Raw genomic sequence first — 19,923 nt, 5'->3', positions numbered from 1 at the left:
CCTAAGTGGGCTATAGGTATTGAACAGAATAATAATGTGCATTAGAATCAAAAATGTAAAGGTTTTAATCTATAGATAATAATAATTTTGGAGGAGATTGTATGAGCAAACAATACGAAAAGTTAGCAAGTAAGATACTAGAGTATGTTGGTGGAGCACAGAATGTTAATGACTTATATCATTGTCAAACAAGATTAAGATTTAAACTAGACAATGAGAGCATAGCAAATAAAAAGGCATTAGAGGCATTAGCTGGAGTTGCCAAGGTTATCATTAATGGAGGAGTTTTTCAAATTGTTGTTGGAACCCATGTTAAGTATGTTTTTGAGGAGATTGAAAAACATTTAGACATAAAAGATGGGGAAGAGCAAAAAAACAAAGATAAAAAAGCAGAAAAAAAGAGCATACCTGAAGTTGTAATTGATTTTGTTGCGGGAACCTTCCAGCCAGTAATCCCAGCATTGTCTGGAGCAGGTATGATAAAAGCCTTACTTGCATTATTAGTTGTTTTTAAATTAGTATCAAAAACATCACAAACCTATTACATTTTAAACTTTTTTGCAGACGGAGTTTTTTATTTCTTACCATTTTTATTAGCTTTTACGGAAGCACAAAAGTTAAAGTGTAACCCAATTTTAGCTACATCGGTAGCAGCTATTATGTTTCACCCAAGTTGGATGGAATTGGTTAATAAGAAAGAAGCTGTTACGTTATTTGGAGTGATACCGTTTACCCTTACAACCTATGCAGCAAGTGTAATACCAATTATATTTGTTGTACTTGTACAATCTCATGTAGAAAAATTTCTTGAAAAATATATTCCTAATTCAGTGAAATTGGTGTTTTTACCAATGCTAACTTTATTGATTATGGGAACATTAGCATTATCAGTTATTGGACCTATTGGAAGTATTATTGGAAAGTATTTATCAGTATTTTTTACATTCTTAAACACAAATGTAAGCTGGGCACCAGCAGTTTTAATCGGAGCCTTTCTACCTGTTATGGTTATTTTTGGACTACATAATGGAGTCGCACCGTTAGGGGTTATGCAAATGGCTAATTTAGGATATGATAGTATTTTTGGACCTGGTTGTGTTTGTTCTAATATAGCACAAGGTACAGCTGCTTTTGTAGTAAGTCTAAGAACAAAAGATGCTAAAACAAAGCAGATTGCAACGTCATCTGGAATTACTGGATTAATGGGAATTACAGAACCAGCATTATATGGAGTAAATCTTCCTAAAAAATATCCTTTAGTTGGAGCAATGATAGGTGGAGGTTTTGGAGGACTTTATGCAGGATTAACACATACACATCGTTTTGCCACTGGTTCTTCAGGTTTACCAGCAGTATTACTTTATATTGGCGATAATACAATGCAATTCTTTTATAATATTTTAATTTCATTAGCAATAAGTGCTATTGTAACTGCGGTGGTAACGTACGTTTTAAGTCTTAAATATGAAAAGAATGAAGAAACAACAGAAGCAAAAATTGAAAATAAAGATACTACTATTATAAGTCCTTTGAAAGGAAAATTAGTTAAGTTAAGTGAAGTTGAAGATGAGGCATTTTCTTCAGAAGCAATGGGAAAAGGTATTGCAATTGAACCAAGCGAAGGAAAGGTTGTTGCACCATTTGATGGAACAGTAGTGTCATTATTTCCTACTAAACATGCCATAGGATTATTATCGGATAATGGAGTTGAACTATTGATTCATATTGGATTAGACACTGTGGAATTAGAGGGTAAATATTTCAGAGCCTATGTTGAGCAAGGACAAGCAGTAAAAAGAGGCCAGATATTATTAACTTTCGATTTAGATAAAATAAAAGAGGAAGAGTATATAAGTCAAGTTCCCATTATAATTACAAATACCCCAAATTACTCTGAGGTTAGAATTAAAGATAATGAGGATATTGATTATGAAAATGAGATTTTAGTTTTAAAGCATAAATAGTTATCTATAGGAGGAATTAATAGAATGTCGTTAAAAAAAGATTTTTTATGGGGAGGGGCAACTGCTGCAAACCAATTTGAAGGTGGATATTTAGATGGAAATAAAGGATTGTCTGCAATTGATGTTATTCCAAATGGTAAAGATCGTGTGGCTGTAATGAAAGGAAAAATGAAGGTTAAGCAGTGTGATAATGCACACTACTATCCAAGTCATGAAGCAGTAGATTTTTATCACAATTATAAAGAAGACATAGCCCTATTTGCAGAAATGGGATTTAAATGTTTTAGGTTATCTATAGCATGGACACGTATTTTTCCTAATGGGAATGAAGAGATACCAAATGAAGAGGGCCTTAGATTTTATGATGATATTTTTGATGAATGTTTAAAGTTTGGTATAGAACCATTAGTAACAATTACTCACTTTGATGTACCAATGCATCTAGTAAATACTATTGGTTCATGGAGAAGTCGAGTTATGGTAAAGCATTATGAAAAACTATGTAAGGTGATTTTTACTCGTTATAAAAATAAAGTAAAATATTGGCTTACTTTCAATGAAATTAATATGCTTTTGCATCTACCATTTGGCAGTTCAGGATTGGTGTTTGAAGAAGGTGAAAATGAAGAAGAAATTAAATATCAAGGAGCACATCATCAATTGGTTGCCAGTGCAAAAGCTACTGAAATTGCAAGGAGAATAAATCCTGAATTTAAGATAGGATGTATGCTAGCAGGTGCTAGTACGTATCCTTACAGTTGTGATCCAAAAGATGTTTGGAAAGCAATGGGAAGAGATAGAGAACATTATTTCTTTATAGATGTTCAATCTCGTGGTAAATATCCGAATTATGCAAAAAAGATGTTTGAAAGAATGAATATTAACTTAAAAATAGAAGATGGTGATGAAGAGCTTCTAAAGAATAATACTGTGGATTTTATTTCCTTTAGTTATTATGGTTCTAGATTAACTAGTGCTGATGCAGAAATAAATACTAAAACAGCTGCTAATTTATTTCCAACATTAAAAAATCCATACTTAAAAACAAGTGAGTGGGGATGGCAAATTGATGCACTTGGACTTAGAATTACACTTAATGCTTTATATGACCGTTATGAGAAACCGCTATTTATAGTGGAAAATGGATTAGGGGCTGTGGATATAGCAGATGAAAATGGATATGTTGAAGATGACTATAGAATAGAATATATTCGACAACATATTAAAGCGTTTAAAGAAGCAGTAGAAGAAGATGGAGTAGATCTTCTAGGCTATACTGCATGGGGTTGTATTGATTTGGTAAGTTCCAGTACTGGAGAAATGAGCAAGAGATATGGTTTTATATATGTTGATAAAGATAATAATGGAAAGGGTACTATGAAACGTAGTAAGAAAAAATCTTTTTATTGGTATAGAAAAGTAATTAGTAGTAATGGAGAAGACTTAAGTTGATTCATTACTACTAATTACTTTTAAGCATAATGAAGGATAGAACATAGGTATTGGATAGTGTAAAAACATGGTGATAGCATTATTTTGTATAGCTATTATAAAATAATAAAGATTGAGGTGCATTTATGTTTTCAAATGAATCACTTAAGAAATTAGTTGCTCCAATATTTATGGATCAGATTTTAATTATTATAGCCTCCATAATTGCTACTATGATGATATCTTGTGCAGGAGAAGCAGCTGTTTCAGCTGTTTCTCTTGTTGATATGATTAACATGCTTTTAATTAATGTACTAGCTGCACTTACTGCTGGTGGAGCTATAATTGTATCGCAATATATAGGGTATAATGATAAAAAGAAAGCTTGCAAAGCAGCTAGCCAGTTAATTACTATAGCTTCAATTATTTCTTGCTTGATTATGGTATTTGTGTTTTTATTTCATAAGCCACTTTTAACAGTACTTTTTGGAAATGTTGAAGCTGATGTCATGAGAAATTCTATTATTTATTTTGTTATTTATTCAATATCATATCCTTTTCTAGCTGTTTATGATTCTGGGGCTGCATTATTTCGTTCTATGGGAAATTCAAAAGTTCCTATGTTGGTCTCTGTTTTGATGAATTTATTAAACATAATAGGAAATGCCATTGGAATTTTAGCTTTGCATGCAGGAGTTGCAGGTGTTGGGGTTTCCACTATATTTGCTCGTGCAATTGCAACAATAATCATGGTTTATCTATTATCAAAAAAGAATAAAGAGGTTTTTATAAGCTTTTCTCAAATATTTTCCTTAGATAATTCAATGATTAAAAGAATTTTAAATATAGCCATTCCAAATGGAATAGAGAATGGAGTAGTTCAATTAGGAAGAATTCTTTTAATTAGTATTATTTCATTATTTGGTACAGATCAAATTGCTGCCAATGGAATTACTAATAGTCTTGTTATGATTGCAATTAGCTTTGCTACAGCTATAAATCTTGCAATAGTTACTGTAGTAGGCCAATGTGTTGGTGCTGGCAATTATTCAGAGGCTAGCTATTATACAAAGAAAATATTAAAAATTGCTTATGTAGGAACTGTGTGTATAAGTTTAGGTGAAATTTTACTTCTTCCTTGGATATTAAAGTTATATGCAATATCCGCAGCAGTAACTAAATTAACTTATATACTTGTTGTAATTCATAACTGTTTTGCTATTATTTTATGGCCAGTTGCATTTACATTGCCTAATGGCTTACGTGCAGCAGGAGATGTACGCTTTACTATGATTGTTTCCATTGGTTCTATGCTTATACTTAGAATTTCTTTTGGTTACTTTTTAGGAGTTATATTACATTTAGGAGTAATTGGTGTATGGCTTGCTATGGGTGCAGACTGGATGTTACGTTCTATAATTTATGTTGCACGCTTTAAAAACGGTAAGTGGAAAAAATTCAAAGTTATTTAGGCTTTAATTGTTTGGAGTGAAAGAGATGGAATTAAGAGTTCTTCGTTACTTTTTAACAGTGGCAGAGGAAGGAAATATAACAAAGGCTGCTGAAATTCTTCATATAACTCAACCAACGCTAAGTAGACAATTAGCTCAGTTAGAAGAAGAACTTGGTATTAGTTTATTTATGAGAGGTAAAAAACAAATTACTTTAACTCAAGAAGGATTACTTCTGCAGCTTAAAGCAAAAGAAATTGTTGAATTAGCAGATAATACAGAACGTCAATTCATAAATTCACAAATGGAAGTTAGTGGATTAATATCTATTGGTTGTGTAGAATCTGTGGGCACATTAATTTTGCCAGAGTTAATAAGCAGTTTTGTAAGAAAATATCCTAATGTTAAATTTGATATATATACTGGGTACGGTGATGATATTAAGGACAAAATTGATAGAGGACTAGTAGATATAGGGATTGTACTTGAACCTATAGAAACATCAAAATATAGCTTTATACGTTTGATTCAAGAGGAAGTTTGGGGAGTTTTAATGAGACGTGATGACGTTCTTTCTAAAAAGGAATGTATTTCACTGGAAGATATTAAAAACTTACCTTTAATTATTCCTAAAAGATCCGTTGTAAAAAATGAAATTGAAAATTGGTTTATTGAAGTAACCGACAAGATAAATGTGTTTGCTACCTATAATCTTATTTCAAATGTAATTCCATTGGTACAAAAGGGCTTGGGTTATGCCATTTGTCTTAAAGGTGCTCTTTCACTAAGGGATAATTCACAAACTGCTTTTACACCGTTCATTCCTAAAATTTCAACACAAAGTGTCGTGATTTGGAAGAAAAATTATATATTCAATTCGGCAACGTCTTTGTTTATTAATATGTCAAAAATAATGGCTAAAGGAAATAAAAATTAGAATTTGTTTTTTTGTATTTAATATGCTTGAAAAGCATGATTTCTAATAGAATATAGGCATTAGTTATAGGAATACTTAAATGCTATTATATAAGTGTAAAGGGTTTATTAATAATAAAGATAGTTATTATTAAAAGGAGAATGTATATGGAAACGAAAAAACAAGCATGTGCACCAAGAACTAAGAAATTTGATAAAGAAGCCTTTGCAAAGATAGATGGTACAGAAATTAGATGGCTTGGAAATTCAGGAGCACTAATCAATAGTAGAGGAATAAATATAATGATAGATCCACTGCTTAAGGGATTTGATATGCCTCTTTTAATTGATATGCCTATTGAAACTTCTAGTATACCAAGTTTAGATGCAGTTTTGATTACACACAGTGATAATGATCATTTTAGCAAAATTACCTGTGAAGAGGTTAAGGCAGTATGCAAGGAATTTCATGCTCCACATTATGTGGCATCACTAATGAAGGATATAGGGATACGAGGAAAAGGGCATGATATTCATGAAAGTTTTCAAGTAGGTAATGTTAAGGTTACCTTAACCTCAGCAGATCATGCATGGCAAAATGAATATCCTAAATATAAAACAAGAAAGTTTAAAATGGAGGATTATTGTGGATTTTGGTTAGACACGCCAGATGGTAGTATCTGGGCGGTGGGAGACTCTAGGTTATTAGAAGAGCAATTACAAATGCCAGCGCCAAAGATTATGTTATTTGATTTTTCAGATAGCGCATGGCACATTGGATTTCAGGGAGCTGTAAAGATGGCAAATACTTATCCCAATACAAAACTTATTTTATGGCATTGGGGTAGTGTAGATGCACCAAATATGAAAGAATTCAATGGTGATCCTAAAGAACTTTCTAAAAATATTGTTAATCCAGAGAGAATCATTGTAATTGCTCCTGGCGATGCTTATAAATTATAAAAATACGAGGTGATTATATTGAGAAAAATATTAATTGCCTATTACTCACATTCAGCAAACACAAAAAGGCTTGCTAAATTAATAAGTAATAAGGTGAATGGAGAACTTTTTAAAATTGAACCTGAGAATGCATATCCTGTTAATTATAATGAAGTTGTGGAACGAGCAAAAAAAGAGATTAAAGCGGGATACAATCCAGATTTAAAAATACAAGTAAAAAACATAGAGCAGTATGACACTATTTTTATTGCTTCACCAGTAGTAACTTTTTTGAAAAGTATAGATTTTGGTAAAAAGAAGGTTATACCATTTTGTACTCATGGTGGAGGAGGATTTAGCAGTATTGAATCACAGATGAAAAAATTGTGTAGGAATGTTACTGTACTAGAAGGTTTTGCTACTTATGGAGGAACCTTTAATGAACTGCAATTGGAAGAATGGCTAAAAAAGGTTGATTAAAATAATAATCTAAAATGAAACTGATAATATGAAACATATATTAATAACTTAAGCGAGTCCAAATGTAGCTGGAAATTCAGATTTACTTTGAGATGAACTGGCAAAGGGTATATCAAGTAATATTATAGAAGTTTACAAAAGTGTTGATGCAGTTGTATCTGCAACACTAGTATATTTTTTCTTTAATATGAATGCACAATTAAAAATCGTTATGGATAGAACTATAGTGTGAATTTGAAAGTGAGTATGAAGAATTTAATTTTTACAAAACAGCATTATTTATTGCTACCTGGGCAAGTGATGGAAAAGCTTCATTTGATATGTCTGTACGAGGATATAAGGAGTAGATAAAATGTCTAAATTATGTTACTCATGTTGGAATGGTACTACTATCCAATGTTTTAGAAAGTAATTTTATTAGAGACGCCTATGAATTAGGTGGAGAATTATAATAATAAAAAATAAGGAGATTGAAGGAATGAATAGAATAGAAATTTCAAATGAAACAATGAAGCATTTATATGGGAGTGATGAAAATAAACTAAAACAAATAGACAAGGATTTTTTTGATATTAAGACAAGATTGGTATATGGGGAGGTGTATAATCATATAAAATTATCTCCTAAAATGAGAGAACTAATACTTTTGGTGGTAGCTACTACTAATCTTACAATGAAAGAAGTCTCAAAGCATACAAAGGCAGCTTTAAGTGAAAAAGTTGCACCAGAAGCAATTAAGGAAGCTGTATATAGTACGGGTGCCTATATTGGACTTGGTAAGGCAGAAATGGCTGTAGGGGTTGTAAATAAAGAGTTTGAAGAAGAAGGTATTTCAATTTTAGAAAGCCAAAAGACAGTAACTGAAGACAGTAGATTACAAAAAGGGATAAAAGCTCAAAAGGATATTTTTGGAGAGGGAATAGATAATATGCGTGCATCAGCACCTAAAAATCAAAAGCATATACAAGACTTTTTGTCAGCATATTGCTTCGGTGATTTTTATACAAGAAAATCTTTAGATTTAAAAGAAAGAGAGCTATTAACATTTAGTATTATAACAGCTCAAGGTGGTTGTGAACCTCAATTAGTAGCACATGTAGCTGGAAATGTGGCAATGGGCAATGGGAAAGATGTATTATTAGATGCGCTTACTGTATGTATGCCATATATAGGTTTTCCTAGAACTTTAAATGCTCTTGCAGTTGTTAATAAGGCAATAGAAGATTAATTATTATAAAGTTATGTGTATAATTTTTTATTTATAGGAGAATAATTGATAGGAAAGGTGACAAATCATGGAATATGGAAAGTTAGGAAATTCAAATATTAAAATATCTAAGTTATGTGTAGGATGTATGAGTTTTGGAGATCCAGCCAGTAAAATGCATGCTTGGACTTTAAATTCAGAAGAAAGTGAAGCAATTATTAAACGTTCATTGGATTTGGGTATAAATTTCTTCGATACAGCAAATTGTTATTCAGCAGGAACTAGCGAGGAATATTTAGGTAGAGCAATAAAGAAAAATATTAAACGGGATAAAGTAGTACTTGCTACAAAGGTATATTTTAATGATGGTAAACTTTCAAAAGGAGCAATTGAACGTGAAGTTGAGGGCTCTTTAAAGAGACTTGGTACAGATTATATAGATTTACTTATTATTCATAGATATGATTATGAAACTCCAATAAGGGAAACCATGGAAGCCTTACATGGATTAGTTAAATCAGGAAAAATACGTGCAATTGGTGCTTCTGCTATGTATGGATATCAATTTGCTAAACTTCAAAATATAGCTAAAAAAAATGAATGGACTAAATTTGTTTCTATGCAAAATCACTATAATTTACTTTATAGAGAAGATGAAAGAGAGTTAATTCCTATTTGTAAGGAAGATGGAGTAGTATTAACTCCATATAGTCCACTGGCAGCAGGAAGATTATCTAGAAGAAATTGGTCCGCAGATACATTAAGAAGTCACACAGATGTGGCCGCAAAAGGAAAATATGATCATACAAAAGAATCAGATGTTAACATTGTAAAAAGAGTAGCAGAGCTATCAGATAGGTACAATGTAACTATGACACAGATAGCACTTGCATGGCAATTTGCAAAAGGAGTTACATCACCTATTATAGGTGCCACAAAAGCAAAATACTTTGATGATGCTGTAGGCAGCTTCAATGTGAATTTAACATTAGAAGATATTAACTTTTTAGATGAGTTGTATTTACCACACAAAATTGTAGGGGCTTTATAGTAAAGGAAGGCGGCAAAAGATATGAAATATACTAAATTAGGAAAAACAGATTTGAATGTATCTAGATTGTGTTTGGGTACCATGGGATTTGGGGCTTCTGATATTGGTCAGCATACTTGGACTTTGGATGAAGTAAAATCCAAAAAAATAATTAAACGTGCAATAGATTTAGGTATAAATTTTATTGATACTGCAATAGGTTATTCAAATGGTACTAGTGAACAGTATATCGGTAGAGCAATTAAAGAATATGCCAAACGTGAAGATATTGTTTTGGCAACAAAGTTTTTTCCAAGAACACAAGATGAAATAGCTAATAATGTTAGTGGAAAAGAGCATATAAATAAATTACTTAATGAAAGTTTACGAAATCTTGCTACTGATTATATTGATTTGTATATTTATCATTTTTGGGACTATAAGACGCCTATAGAAGAGATTATGGAAGCTTTAAATGAAGCAGTAAAAGCAGGAAAGGTTCGTCATATTGGAATTTCAAATTGTTTTGCGTGGCAAATTGCAAAAGCTAATTATATTTCAAAGTTAAATGGATGGGCAGAGTTTGTATCTATTCAAGGACATTATAACCTATTATTCAGAGAAGAGGAGAGAGAAATGATTCCTTATTGCAATGAAGAAAATATTGCAATTACACCATATAGTCCTCTTGCATCAGGTCGTCTTGTAAAAACACCTACAGAAATGTCTAAAAGATTAGTAGAGGATACTTACGCAAGAGGAAAGTATGATTCAACAGCAGAAAAAGATTCCATAATTATTGATAGAGTAGCAAAATTAGCAGAAAAGAAAGGTTTAACTAGGATTCAAATTGCGCTTGGATGGTTATTGACTAAGGTAACAGCTCCTGTTGTTGGTGCAACTAAAATTTCTCATATAGAAGAAGCGGTAAAGGCTGTACTAGTTAAGTTGAATGAAGAAGAAATAGCATATTTGGAAGAGGCATATGTGCCACATAAGTTAGTGGGTTTAATGAGTAATAATAACTAGATATTATATTAACAATTAATAAAGTTGTTTCCAAAATAGCATTAGGTTTGTTTAAGTTTTAGCTATTTAATTACGATAAATAAAATGTAATTAAATTTTACTTTTTATTAGGAGGTGAGTTAGGTAGTGGTAATAAATCATTCTAGTATTTTGCAAATGTTAGTTAATAGAGATGTTTCTATAAACGCACAAAGATCTAAAAATGCTGAAAAAATGGATTCTGGGAGCATAATGAACAGGGCGTCTGAGGATTGTTCAGGTTTAGCTATATACAAGGATATACATATGCGTATAGCCGGATTAGATGTAGCTAAAAGAAATACTCAGGATGGCATATCTATTATGCAGACAATCGATGGTGGACTTCAAGATACTGAAAAGCAAATAGGAAGAATAAAGCAGCTTGCGGTTCAATCTTTGAATGGAAATCTTACTGATACAGATAGAAAACAAATTCAGGTTGAAATAGATCAAATAAAAAAAGGAATTGATAGTACAGCAAAGGATACACAATTTAATGGTATAAATATATTAGGTCAGGATGCAAGCCTTAAAATAAAAGTTCTAGATAATCCTGATGTGAATTTCAACCTAAATTTATATAATTGTTCAACAAGTGCTCTTGGAATTTCTGATTTGGACTTAACTAGTACTGGTAATGCCAATGCTGCGCTGTCAAAAGCTGACCAAGCATTTGACAAAATAAGTCATTATCTTGTTAAAAATGGTTCCGGGCAAAATAGTCTTCAGCAGATAAGTGAGACGTTAACGAATATGTCCTATAATTTTAATGCCACAGAAAGTAATATAAATGATACAGAAATGGCAAGTGGACAAATGGAGCAAACACGACTTTCTATGCTTCAAGATGCAACTAGCGCTATATTTTCTCAAGTGACTAGTATAAATAAAAATTCCTTAAGTGTTTTGGGTGCTTAGAATAGGCATAAAAGATAAACTCTTAACTTATAAGTAGTGTAAATATTATAAGTTAAGAGTTTTGTGATTATTTTACAAGTTTTGTTCCACTTTTATCTTGCGTAATAAGACCTTTTTTCATAAGTCCACCTAATGCATTTTTAAAGTAGTTTTTACTTTCATGAAATACTCTTTTTATGTCTTCAGGAGAACTTTTATCATTGTATGGCATAAAACCGTTATTTTTCTTTAAGTATTCATAGATTGTAGTTTCTAATTCCATTCTTTCATTCTTAGGGTATTTTCTAGTTGTTAAACCTATTTGCCCATCTTCATATTTTCTTTTAAATCTTAAATTACTTAATACATCACCATGTGTAACCTTTATGAAACATTCATTCTTTAATATTACGCCTTTATACTTATTGTTTATAGCTAGCATTATAGTACCATTGCTTTGAAAACCGTATACTGTTCCTGAAAGCTCATTTTTTAGTACTTCATCATCTTCTAGAGTTTCTAAAAATTTATCTATATAGGTTGTGGCTGCAAGTCTACCTGTTTTATCTAAATACACATAAAATAAGTACTTTTTATTAGGTTCTAATAGATAACTTTGTTCTTTTATAGGAACAAATAAGTCTCTTTCAAGACCGAAATCCAAAAAAGCTCCTATTTTAGTATTGGATACAACCTTTAAATAAGCTATATCAGAAACCTTTGCATAAGGTGTTCTTGTAGTAGCTATAGGTCTATCCTTTGAATCTCTATATATAAACACATTTAATAGGGAACCTATTTCTATAGAATCTTCTTCTTTAATATCTTTTATAGGTAAAAGTATGTCATCACTAGTGCTTCCAGTTTCAGCATCAAGAAAAAATCCAAAATCACTTTTTCGTGCAACTTTTAGTTCGTTGTATTCACCAATTTTAACCAATTTAAATCCTCCTTTTGTAAATATATCTAAAGCTAATAAAACTTTCTGCTATACCATTTTAACACACTTTTCTTATATATGAAATTAATTTATTTATTTGAATTAAATATCATATCAGCATAAGGAAAAGGCTTTAAAGCTCTTGGTAAAATTCCCTGAACGTAAGCTATAAGAACACCGTAATTTACTATAGGTACTTCTCTTTTTACTGAAACATCAATCCTGTGAAGCATTGAGCGTCTGTTTAGCATACATCCAGCACAGTGAACTATAAGAGCATAATCTTCTATATTAGAAGGAAATGAAAACCCACTTGAAAAATCAAATTCTAATTTTTTTCCGGTTTTTTGTCTAAGCCATCTTGGAATTTTCACTTTTCCTATATCATCAGATTGACGATGATGAGTACAAGCTTCAGCTATTAGAACCTTATCTCCATCTTTTAGGTTTTCAATTGCCTTTGCACCACGAGCAAGTTCTATTAGATCTCCTTTATGTCTTGCCATGAGTATAGAGAAAGAAGTCATAAGGATATCTTTAGGAGTATCCGCTGCAACTTTTAGAAATACTTGAGAATCTGTTATTACTATTTTAGGCTTTTTATTTAAGCTTTCTAGGGTTTCTCTCAGTTCAAATTCCTTTGTTACAATGGCAATGGCATCACTTTCAAGAATATCTCTAATAGTTTGCTGCTGAGGGAGTATAAGTCTTCCTTTTGGAGCAGCTTTATCTATAGGTGTAACTAGTATTGCTATGTCACCAGGAGATAATAAATCCCCTACAATTTTAAACTTATCCTCATTTTCCGGAGCTAAACGAATTAATTCATCTTTTAAATTATCTATACCTGTATTTTTAAGAGCGGAGACAGGAACTATTGGTATCTTAAATTGTGATGCATAGTCTTCAATCTTGAAATCTTTTTTATCTATTTTATTTAAAACACCAATTAAAGGTATTTTCTTCTCAGATAGTAAAGAGTAAATGGTTTTATCATAGTCTGTTACACCAGATTCAACATCTAAAACTAAAATTGCAATATCTGTTTTATCTAAAACTTCAAAGGTTTTTTCACGTCTAAGATTACCTAAGTTACTAGTATCGTCAAGTCCAGCTGTATCTATTATCATAACTGGTCCAAGTGGAAGAAGCTCCATTGCTTTATATACAGGATCAGTGGTTGTGCCCTTCACGTTAGATACTAAGGCAATATCTTGAGAGGTAAGAGCATTGATTACACTTGATTTTCCAACGTTAGTTTTTCCGAAAAGTGCAATATGTATTCTATCACCTTTTGGAGTTAAGTTAAGTTCATTCATTATAAAATCACCTCATTTATAGTTTTGGTATGCCTGGTTTTGTAATCTCGTATGGATTAAGAATTTTATCTATTTCTTCTTTTGTTAAAATTTTTTCTTCAATAATAAGAGTTTTTATTGATTTCTTTTCTTTTATAGCTTTTTTTGCAATATAGGATGCTTTATCGTAACCTATATGGTGAACTAAAGCTGTAATCATTGCAGTAGAAGCTTCCAAATGTTCCTTGCATTTTTCTTCATCAATGGTTATAGAGTCTATACATTGTTCCCTAAAAATATTTATGGCATTGGTAAGTATTTCTAAAGATTCTAAAAGGCTATCGCTAATTAAGGGAGAAAAAGCATTTAGTTGAAGCTGGCCAAAGGAAGCAGCAAGAGATATAGCAGTATCATTTGCCATAACCTTCATAGAGACCTGGGAAACCATCTCACATATAACAGGGTTCACCTTACCAGGCATAATTGATGAACCAGCCTGAACCTTTTTAAGCTTTAACTCTCCAATACCTCCCATAGGACCACTACCTAAAAATCTTATATCATTTGAGATTTTTATTAGATTAACAGATAAGGCTTTTAAAAGTCCAGAAACCTCTACAAATACATCCATATTTTGAGTTACATCCATTGGATAATCACTTCTTGCAAGACCAAGACCTGTTAAATCTTGAATTATATCTGTAACAGAAAAAATATACTCATAAGATGCGTTTACACCTGTTCCTATAGCATTTCCACCAAGGTTTATTTCTCGAAGCCTTTCCTCAACCTTATATATTCTCCATCTATCCCTAGAAAAAGCTTTTGCATAAGCACCAAAGCCTTGACCAGCCATCATGGGAAGGGCATCCATAAGTTCTGTTCTTCCAAGCATAATTATATCTGCAAAATCATTTTCTTTAACTTGAAAAGCATCTTGCAGCTTAGATAGGGCATCAGAAAGCGGCCTTAAAAGTTTTATAGCTGCAATTCTAAGGGCTGTTGGATATACATCGTTAGTAGATTGAGACATATTAACATCCTCTATAGGGTGAACACAAGAGTAATCTCCTTTTTTTCCTCCGAGTAAATCTATAGCTCTATTCGCTATAACTTCGTTTACATTCATATTGGTTGAAGTTCCGGCACCCCCTTGCAGAGAATTTGTAATAAATTCATTATCAAACTTTCCTTCTAATATATCATCACAAGCATTTATTATTGCATTTGCTTTTTCTAAAGAAAGTTCATTAAGATTTTTATGAGCTATAGCAGCAGCTTTTTTTACAAGTACTATAGCATATATTAAATTTAAATTTACCTTATTGTTACTAATATTAAAATTCTCAGAGGCTCTTAGAGAATTTATTCCATAATAAGCGTCCTTAGGTATTTCTTTTTTTCCAAGTAAATCAGTTTCATTTCTAAAATTAGAAGCCAAATTAAACACTCCTTTCTTCCTTCACATTTTAACAAAATTGATCTATATAAACAACCTAAGTTAATAATTGTCTTATAATAATTTGATAATAAAAATAAAAAAACGCTAAATAAATGATTGAAAATATAGAAATAAATTGATAATATAATAATTGTAATAAAATTCTAGATTGGGGTGTTTAAGAATGTTCAAGAAAATAGGTTTGATAATACCTGTCTTTATAATAAGTATTATAATATTAGCTGGTTGCAGTCAAAAAAATTCTAAAGTGTTAGGGGACGATTCTCTAAATAAGGTAAAAAAAGCTGGAGTACTTGTTGTTGGAATGCACGATGACTATCCTCCAATGGAATTTAGGGATGAAAATGATAAAAGAGTAGGGTATGAAGTTGATCTTGCTAATGAAATAGGAAAGAAAATGGGAGTTAAAACTAAATTTGTGTCCAATGCTTGGGATGGCATATTTTTGGCTCTTAATGCTAAAAAGTTTGATGTTATTATGTCTACTGTAAGTATTACAGATGAAAGAAAGAAAACCATGTTGTTTTCAGACCCTATAGTTTATGGTGGAAATGCAGTTTATGTAAAAGAAAATACTACAGCTATAAAAAACGAGAAAGATTTTAAAGGAAAAATAATAGGATGTGAAGCAGGAAGTACTGGGCAAGATGTACTTAGTAGGATTTCGGGAATAAAAGAAGTGAAGAAATATAATTCAACACCAGATGCATTTCTTGATCTTAAGAATGATAGGATAGAAGCAGTTGTAACAGACCCAATGGTTGGAGATTATTATAATAATAAAGATAAGGGAGAATATAAAAAATTAAATACAACTCTTACAAAGGAACCAATAGGAGCCTCTTTTAGAAAAAATGATAAGGCTCTTAGAAATAGCTTTCAAAAAGCATTTGATGATTTAAAAAAGGATGGTACATTGTCGAAACTCTCTACAAAATGGTTCGGATATAATATATATAAATAGTAGTAAAGGGATGTACTCTTATTGAGGTATATCCCTTTATTGTTTATAGGTGATAAAAACTGAAATAAGTGGTAAAATAAAAAGAATATATTGAAATATATGGAAATAATATAAGCATTAAGATTAATGATAAAGTGGGAGGCACTTATGTTATCTGTAATTATCCCTATATATAATGAAAAAGGAAATATATCAGAATTAGTTTGCAGAATAGAAAAGATTCTTAAAAGTTGTGAATATGAAATTATTTTTGTGGATGATAGCACTGATGATACGCCAATTGTTATAAAGTCTTTAATAATTAAACACAAGAATATAAAGTCTAAGCGTAGAATAAATGAAAAAGGACTTTCCTCTGCTGTAATTAGTGGGTTTGAAATGGCCAAAGGAAATATATTTGCAGTTATGGATGGAGATTTGCAGCATCCACCTGAAACTCTTAAAGTTATGCTTTCAGAAATAAACAAAGGGGCAGAAGTTGTTATTGCCAGTAGATTTGTGAAAGGTGGAAACGATGGGGGACTAAGTAAAGTAAGAAAAATTGCTTCATTTACAGCAAGAGTTATAGGAAAAATATTTTTGAAACCTTTGAGGAGAGTACACGATTCCACCAGTGGCTTTTTTATGATAAAAAGAGAGGTTATAGATAACTGTAATCTTAAAGCAATAGGTTGGAAAATACTTATTGAAATACTCGTTATGGGTAAATATAAAAAAATCGTAGAAGTGCCTTATACCTTTGAAAAAAGAAATGCTGAAAAGTCAAAATTTACACTTTATGTTCAATTTCAGTACCTAGAACAAATAATTAGTTTACTTATTAGAAGAAAAGTATAATATTAAATAACTTGATTGGGAAAAATGTAAATATTATAATGAGAGGTACATAAAAATAAAGTGCAGGAGGAAAATTTATGGAGCTTCAAATTGGCAATATTTATAGTGGATTTAAGTTTGAAAGTGAAACAGAAATAGATGAAATAAATAGTAAAGGTAGAGTATTTAAACATGTAAAAAGTGGAGCTGTACTTATAAATTTAAAGAATGAAGATGATAACAAGGTATTTTCTATAACCTTTAAAACTATTCCAGAGGATAATACAGGAGTTGCACATATATTAGAACATTCTGTTTTATGTGGCTCTAGAAAATTTAAAGTGAAAGAACCCTTTGTAGAAATTTTAAAAGGTTCGCTTAATACCTATTTAAATGCTGCAACTTATGCGGATAAAACAATGTATCCTGTTGCAAGTAGAAATAAAAAAGATTTTATGAATCTTATGGATGTATATCTGGATGCTGTTTTTTATCCTGATATATATAATACACCTGAAATTATAATGCAGGAAGGCTGGCATTATGCTATAGAAAATGAAGAAGATGATATTGAATATAATGGTGTTGTTTACAATGAGATGAAAGGAGCCTATTCTTCACCAATTTCTATATTGTCAAGAAGCATGGATGAAGAGTTATTTAAAGGCAGTGTATATGGCCTAAGCTCAGGTGGTAAAGTAGAAAATATAGTGGATTTATCCTACGATAAGGCACTTAACTTTCATAAAAAATATTATCATCCATCAAATAGCATAATATATGTATACGGTGATATTGATATAAAAGAGGTTTTGACATTTATTAATGATAATTATCTAAAGAATTTTGAGAAAAAGAATATTGATACTAAAATACAAATAAAAAGTCCACTTTCTAAAATTGAAGAAAAGAAAATAGAGTATTCAATTTCAGAAGGAGAAAGTGAAAGAGATAAAACCTATTTTGGTATGAGTTTTGTAACAGGGGATGTATTAGACAGGGAAACTTCAATGGGTTTGGAACTTTTGGAGGAAATTTTACTTGAAGCATCTTCCTCTCCACTTAAAAGGGCTATTATAGAAAGAAATATAGGAAAAGATGTTTTTGGTATTTTTGATGATTCTATATTAAAGACTACTTTTTCTATAATTTTAAAGGATTCAAATGATGAGGATAAAGAGGAATTTAAAAAAATAGTAAAAAGTACACTTGAAAATTTAGTTCAGAATGGAATAGATAAAAAGCTCATAAAAGGCATTCTAAATGCAAAGGAGTTTGCACTTAGAGAAGCCTCCTTTGATTCATATCCAGCAGGACTTGTGTACAATGAAAAAATTCTTGAAAGTATGCTTTATGGAGGAGATCCATTTCAAAATTTAAGATTTAATTCACTTATAAAAAATATAAGAAAATATGCTGAGGAAAACTATTTTGAAGAGTTAATAGAAAAACATATTTTAAATAATAATTATGGTGTATTTATTACAGTTAAACCAAGAAAAAATCTTGAAGAAGAAAAAGAGGCCGAAGTAAGAGAAAAGTTAAGAAGGTTTAAAGAAAGTCTTAAAGAATATGAATTAAAAAAGATTTTAGACGATAATATAAAGCTAAAATTAAGACAGGATACGCCTGATAGCGAAGAAGATCTTATATCAATACCACTAATATCAATAAGTGATGTAAATAAAAAGCCAGAAAAAATAGAAAATGAAATACGAGATGAAAATGGAGTAAAGGTTATATGGTGTCCATTAAATACTAGAGGTATTCAATATGTAACTGTGTACTTTGAGGGAAAAACAATACCTGAGGAAATGATTCCATATGCATCAATTTTATCTTCTGTAATAGGTAGAATAGATACGGAAAAGTATAATTTCAAAGATTTATCAAATGAGGCTATGGAAAATTTGGGCGGTATGGAATTTGGGCTAGATGTCTACAGTAAACCACAAAATTATGATGAGTATTTACCGAAATTTGTTGTAAGATCAAAGTGTTTGAAAGAAAAGCTTCCTAAAATGTTTGAACTTATGGAGGAAATAATAAATCATAGTATTTATAGTGATTATAAAAGATTAAAGGAAATAATAGATGAGATAAAGTCTAGATTAGAAATGGCTATAAGAGGTTCAGGCAGCAGTATAGCATCTGTAAGGGTTGGTTCTTACGTGTCCAGTGCATACAAATATTTAGATATTATAACAGGAATTGATTTTTATAAATTTATATCTGATTTAAGTAAAAATTTTGAAGATAAAAAAGAAGAAATTGCAGAGAATATAAAAAAGTCAGCAGAATGTGTTTTTAGAAAAGAGAATTTAATTGTAGCTTATGCAGCAGAAAAAGAGGATTATAAAGAATTTAAAGGTCTTCTTAAGGACTTTATTTCAAATATTAATAAAGATAGGTTAGAGCTTGTGGATTATAAGTTCGAATTAAAAAAATTAAATGAGGCTTTTGTTATGGCTACTAAGGTTCAATATGTTGCAAAAGGCTTTAATTTTAAAAAGTTTAACTTTAAGCATAGTGGAGCACTTATTGTATTAAGAACTATAGCAAATTATGATTACCTTTGGAATAATGTTAGAGTAAAAGGTGGAGCATATGGGGCTTCAATGTCGCTTTCTAGAAATGGTCATTTAGTGTTTACATCTTATAGAGATCCTAACTTAACTGAAACATTTAAAATATATGACGAAATTGGTGATTTTGTTAAAAATTTCAATGCGAATAGTAGGGAGATGGATAAGTACATTTTAGGAACTATAAGTGGAATAGATATGCCTTTAAGTAATTATTCAAAATGTGAGAAGGTATCAGCGCAATATTTAACAGGAATAAATGATGCTTATATGGAAAAAGAGCGTTTAGAAATATTAAATTGCTCAGTTAATGATATAAAAAATGCTTATGACATGTTAAATAAATTGTCAAGGGAAGATTGTATATGCGTTTTTGGTAATGAAGAAAAAATAAAGAGAAATAAAGATAGATTTGATAATATAGTAACTATATTTAAAGAATAAGATAATGTTAAGAATGTAGGATTTTTATATAAATTTTACATTCTTAT

The 19,923-nt window shown here is 30.7% G+C and carries 16 protein-coding genes; 13 read left to right on the top strand and 3 right to left on the bottom strand.

Annotation, left to right across the window (positions count from 1 at the left end; all coding sequences use genetic code 11):
* The first annotated feature begins 101 nt into the window (after positions 1-101).
* The 10 genes from CLFE_RS12290 to CLFE_RS12245 all read left to right on the top strand — a co-directional run bounded on the left by CLFE_RS12290 (position 102) and on the right by CLFE_RS12245 (position 11,388).
* Positions 102-1,964 (top strand): beta-glucoside-specific PTS transporter subunit IIABC, encoded by a 1,863-nt coding sequence (locus tag CLFE_RS12290; protein WP_077894051.1) that lies wholly within the window; start codon positions 102-104, stop codon positions 1,962-1,964.
* Positions 1,965-1,988: 24 nt separating this feature from the next.
* The gene (locus CLFE_RS12285) at positions 1,989-3,416 is read left to right on the top strand and encodes a 6-phospho-beta-glucosidase (protein ID WP_077894050.1); all 1,428 of its coding nucleotides are present in this window, start codon (positions 1,989-1,991) and stop codon (positions 3,414-3,416) included.
* 125 nt (positions 3,417-3,541) lie between these two features.
* Entirely contained in the window at positions 3,542-4,867 is a 1,326-nt protein-coding gene (locus CLFE_RS12280; protein ID WP_077894049.1) for an MATE family efflux transporter, read from the top strand.
* Between the two features lie 25 nt (positions 4,868-4,892).
* The gene (locus tag CLFE_RS12275) at positions 4,893-5,783 is read left to right on the top strand and encodes a LysR family transcriptional regulator (protein ID WP_077894048.1); all 891 of its coding nucleotides are present in this window, start codon (positions 4,893-4,895) and stop codon (positions 5,781-5,783) included.
* A 146-nt stretch (positions 5,784-5,929) separates the two neighbouring features.
* Positions 5,930-6,724: an MBL fold metallo-hydrolase gene (locus tag CLFE_RS12270; protein WP_077894047.1), complete on the top strand. Its 795-nt coding sequence runs from the start codon at positions 5,930-5,932 to the stop codon at positions 6,722-6,724.
* An 18-nt stretch (positions 6,725-6,742) separates the two neighbouring features.
* Entirely contained in the window at positions 6,743-7,183 is a 441-nt protein-coding gene (locus CLFE_RS12265) for a flavodoxin (RefSeq protein WP_169850972.1), read from the top strand.
* A gap of 478 nt (positions 7,184-7,661) precedes the next feature.
* Positions 7,662-8,411: a carboxymuconolactone decarboxylase family protein gene (locus tag CLFE_RS12260; RefSeq protein ID WP_077894045.1), complete on the top strand. Its 750-nt coding sequence runs from the start codon at positions 7,662-7,664 to the stop codon at positions 8,409-8,411.
* A 67-nt stretch (positions 8,412-8,478) separates the two neighbouring features.
* On the top strand, positions 8,479-9,441 hold the full coding sequence (locus CLFE_RS12255; RefSeq protein WP_077894044.1) for an aldo/keto reductase: 963 nt from the start codon (positions 8,479-8,481) through the stop codon (positions 9,439-9,441).
* A 21-nt stretch (positions 9,442-9,462) separates the two neighbouring features.
* On the top strand, positions 9,463-10,449 hold the full coding sequence (locus tag CLFE_RS12250) for an aldo/keto reductase (RefSeq protein ID WP_077894043.1): 987 nt from the start codon (positions 9,463-9,465) through the stop codon (positions 10,447-10,449).
* Between the two features lie 126 nt (positions 10,450-10,575).
* Positions 10,576-11,388, top strand: a complete 813-nt coding sequence (locus tag CLFE_RS12245; RefSeq protein WP_077894042.1) for a flagellin — start codon at positions 10,576-10,578, stop codon at positions 11,386-11,388.
* 67 nt (positions 11,389-11,455) lie between these two features.
* Here the strand turns inward: CLFE_RS12245 and CLFE_RS12240 are convergent, their stop codons facing one another.
* From CLFE_RS12240 to CLFE_RS12230, 3 genes are all read right to left on the bottom strand, one after another.
* Positions 11,456-12,307 (bottom strand): CvfB family protein, encoded by an 852-nt coding sequence (locus tag CLFE_RS12240; RefSeq protein WP_077833654.1) that lies wholly within the window; start codon positions 12,305-12,307, stop codon positions 11,456-11,458.
* Positions 12,308-12,396: 89 nt separating this feature from the next.
* Positions 12,397-13,626 (bottom strand): [FeFe] hydrogenase H-cluster maturation GTPase HydF, encoded by a 1,230-nt coding sequence (gene hydF, locus CLFE_RS12235; protein ID WP_077853125.1) that lies wholly within the window; start codon positions 13,624-13,626, stop codon positions 12,397-12,399.
* A 16-nt stretch (positions 13,627-13,642) separates the two neighbouring features.
* Positions 13,643-15,055, bottom strand: coding sequence for an aspartate ammonia-lyase (locus tag CLFE_RS12230; RefSeq protein WP_077894041.1), 1,413 nt, complete (start codon positions 15,053-15,055; stop codon positions 13,643-13,645).
* 175 nt (positions 15,056-15,230) lie between these two features.
* Here CLFE_RS12230 and CLFE_RS12225 point away from each other — a divergent pair, with 175 nt between their 5' ends.
* The 3 genes from CLFE_RS12225 to CLFE_RS12215 all read left to right on the top strand — a co-directional run bounded on the left by CLFE_RS12225 (position 15,231) and on the right by CLFE_RS12215 (position 19,876).
* Positions 15,231-16,031: an ABC transporter substrate-binding protein gene (locus tag CLFE_RS12225; protein ID WP_077894040.1), complete on the top strand. Its 801-nt coding sequence runs from the start codon at positions 15,231-15,233 to the stop codon at positions 16,029-16,031.
* Positions 16,032-16,178: 147 nt separating this feature from the next.
* Positions 16,179-16,868 (top strand): polyprenol monophosphomannose synthase, encoded by a 690-nt coding sequence (locus tag CLFE_RS12220; protein WP_242951653.1) that lies wholly within the window; start codon positions 16,179-16,181, stop codon positions 16,866-16,868.
* A 77-nt stretch (positions 16,869-16,945) separates the two neighbouring features.
* Complete coding sequence (locus CLFE_RS12215) at positions 16,946-19,876, top strand: insulinase family protein (protein ID WP_077894039.1); 2,931 nt, start codon at positions 16,946-16,948, stop codon at positions 19,874-19,876.
* The last annotated feature ends 47 nt before the right edge of the window (positions 19,877-19,923 follow it).

Origin of the sequence: Clostridium felsineum DSM 794 (genome assembly GCF_002006355.2) — a bacterium.
In the GTDB taxonomy this organism is placed as follows: domain Bacteria; phylum Bacillota; class Clostridia; order Clostridiales; family Clostridiaceae; genus Clostridium_S; species Clostridium_S felsineum.
The sequence above is the reverse complement of the archived record's forward strand: the minus strand, read 5'-3'. Positions and strand labels throughout refer to the sequence as shown.

What these genes read in the sequence shown, in the direction of transcription:
- CLFE_RS12290 (WP_077894051.1), top strand. Translation starts at nt 102, where the DNA reads ATGAGCAAACAATACGAAAAGTTAGCAAGTAAGATACTAGAGTATGTT.
- CLFE_RS12285 (WP_077894050.1), top strand. Translation starts at nt 1,989, where the DNA reads ATGTCGTTAAAAAAAGATTTTTTATGGGGAGGGGCAACTGCTGCAAAC.
- CLFE_RS12280 (WP_077894049.1), top strand. Translation starts at nt 3,542, where the DNA reads ATGTTTTCAAATGAATCACTTAAGAAATTAGTTGCTCCAATATTTATG.
- CLFE_RS12275 (WP_077894048.1), top strand. Translation starts at nt 4,893, where the DNA reads ATGGAATTAAGAGTTCTTCGTTACTTTTTAACAGTGGCAGAGGAAGGA.
- CLFE_RS12270 (WP_077894047.1), top strand. Translation starts at nt 5,930, where the DNA reads ATGGAAACGAAAAAACAAGCATGTGCACCAAGAACTAAGAAATTTGAT.
- CLFE_RS12260 (WP_077894045.1), top strand. Translation starts at nt 7,662, where the DNA reads ATGAATAGAATAGAAATTTCAAATGAAACAATGAAGCATTTATATGGG.
- CLFE_RS12255 (WP_077894044.1), top strand. Translation starts at nt 8,479, where the DNA reads ATGGAATATGGAAAGTTAGGAAATTCAAATATTAAAATATCTAAGTTA.
- CLFE_RS12250 (WP_077894043.1), top strand. Translation starts at nt 9,463, where the DNA reads ATGAAATATACTAAATTAGGAAAAACAGATTTGAATGTATCTAGATTG.
- hydF (WP_077853125.1), bottom strand. Translation starts at nt 13,626, where the DNA reads ATGAATGAACTTAACTTAACTCCAAAAGGTGATAGAATACATATTGCA.
- CLFE_RS12225 (WP_077894040.1), top strand. Translation starts at nt 15,231, where the DNA reads ATGTTCAAGAAAATAGGTTTGATAATACCTGTCTTTATAATAAGTATT.
- CLFE_RS12220 (WP_242951653.1), top strand. Translation starts at nt 16,179, where the DNA reads ATGTTATCTGTAATTATCCCTATATATAATGAAAAAGGAAATATATCA.
- CLFE_RS12215 (WP_077894039.1), top strand. Translation starts at nt 16,946, where the DNA reads ATGGAGCTTCAAATTGGCAATATTTATAGTGGATTTAAGTTTGAAAGT.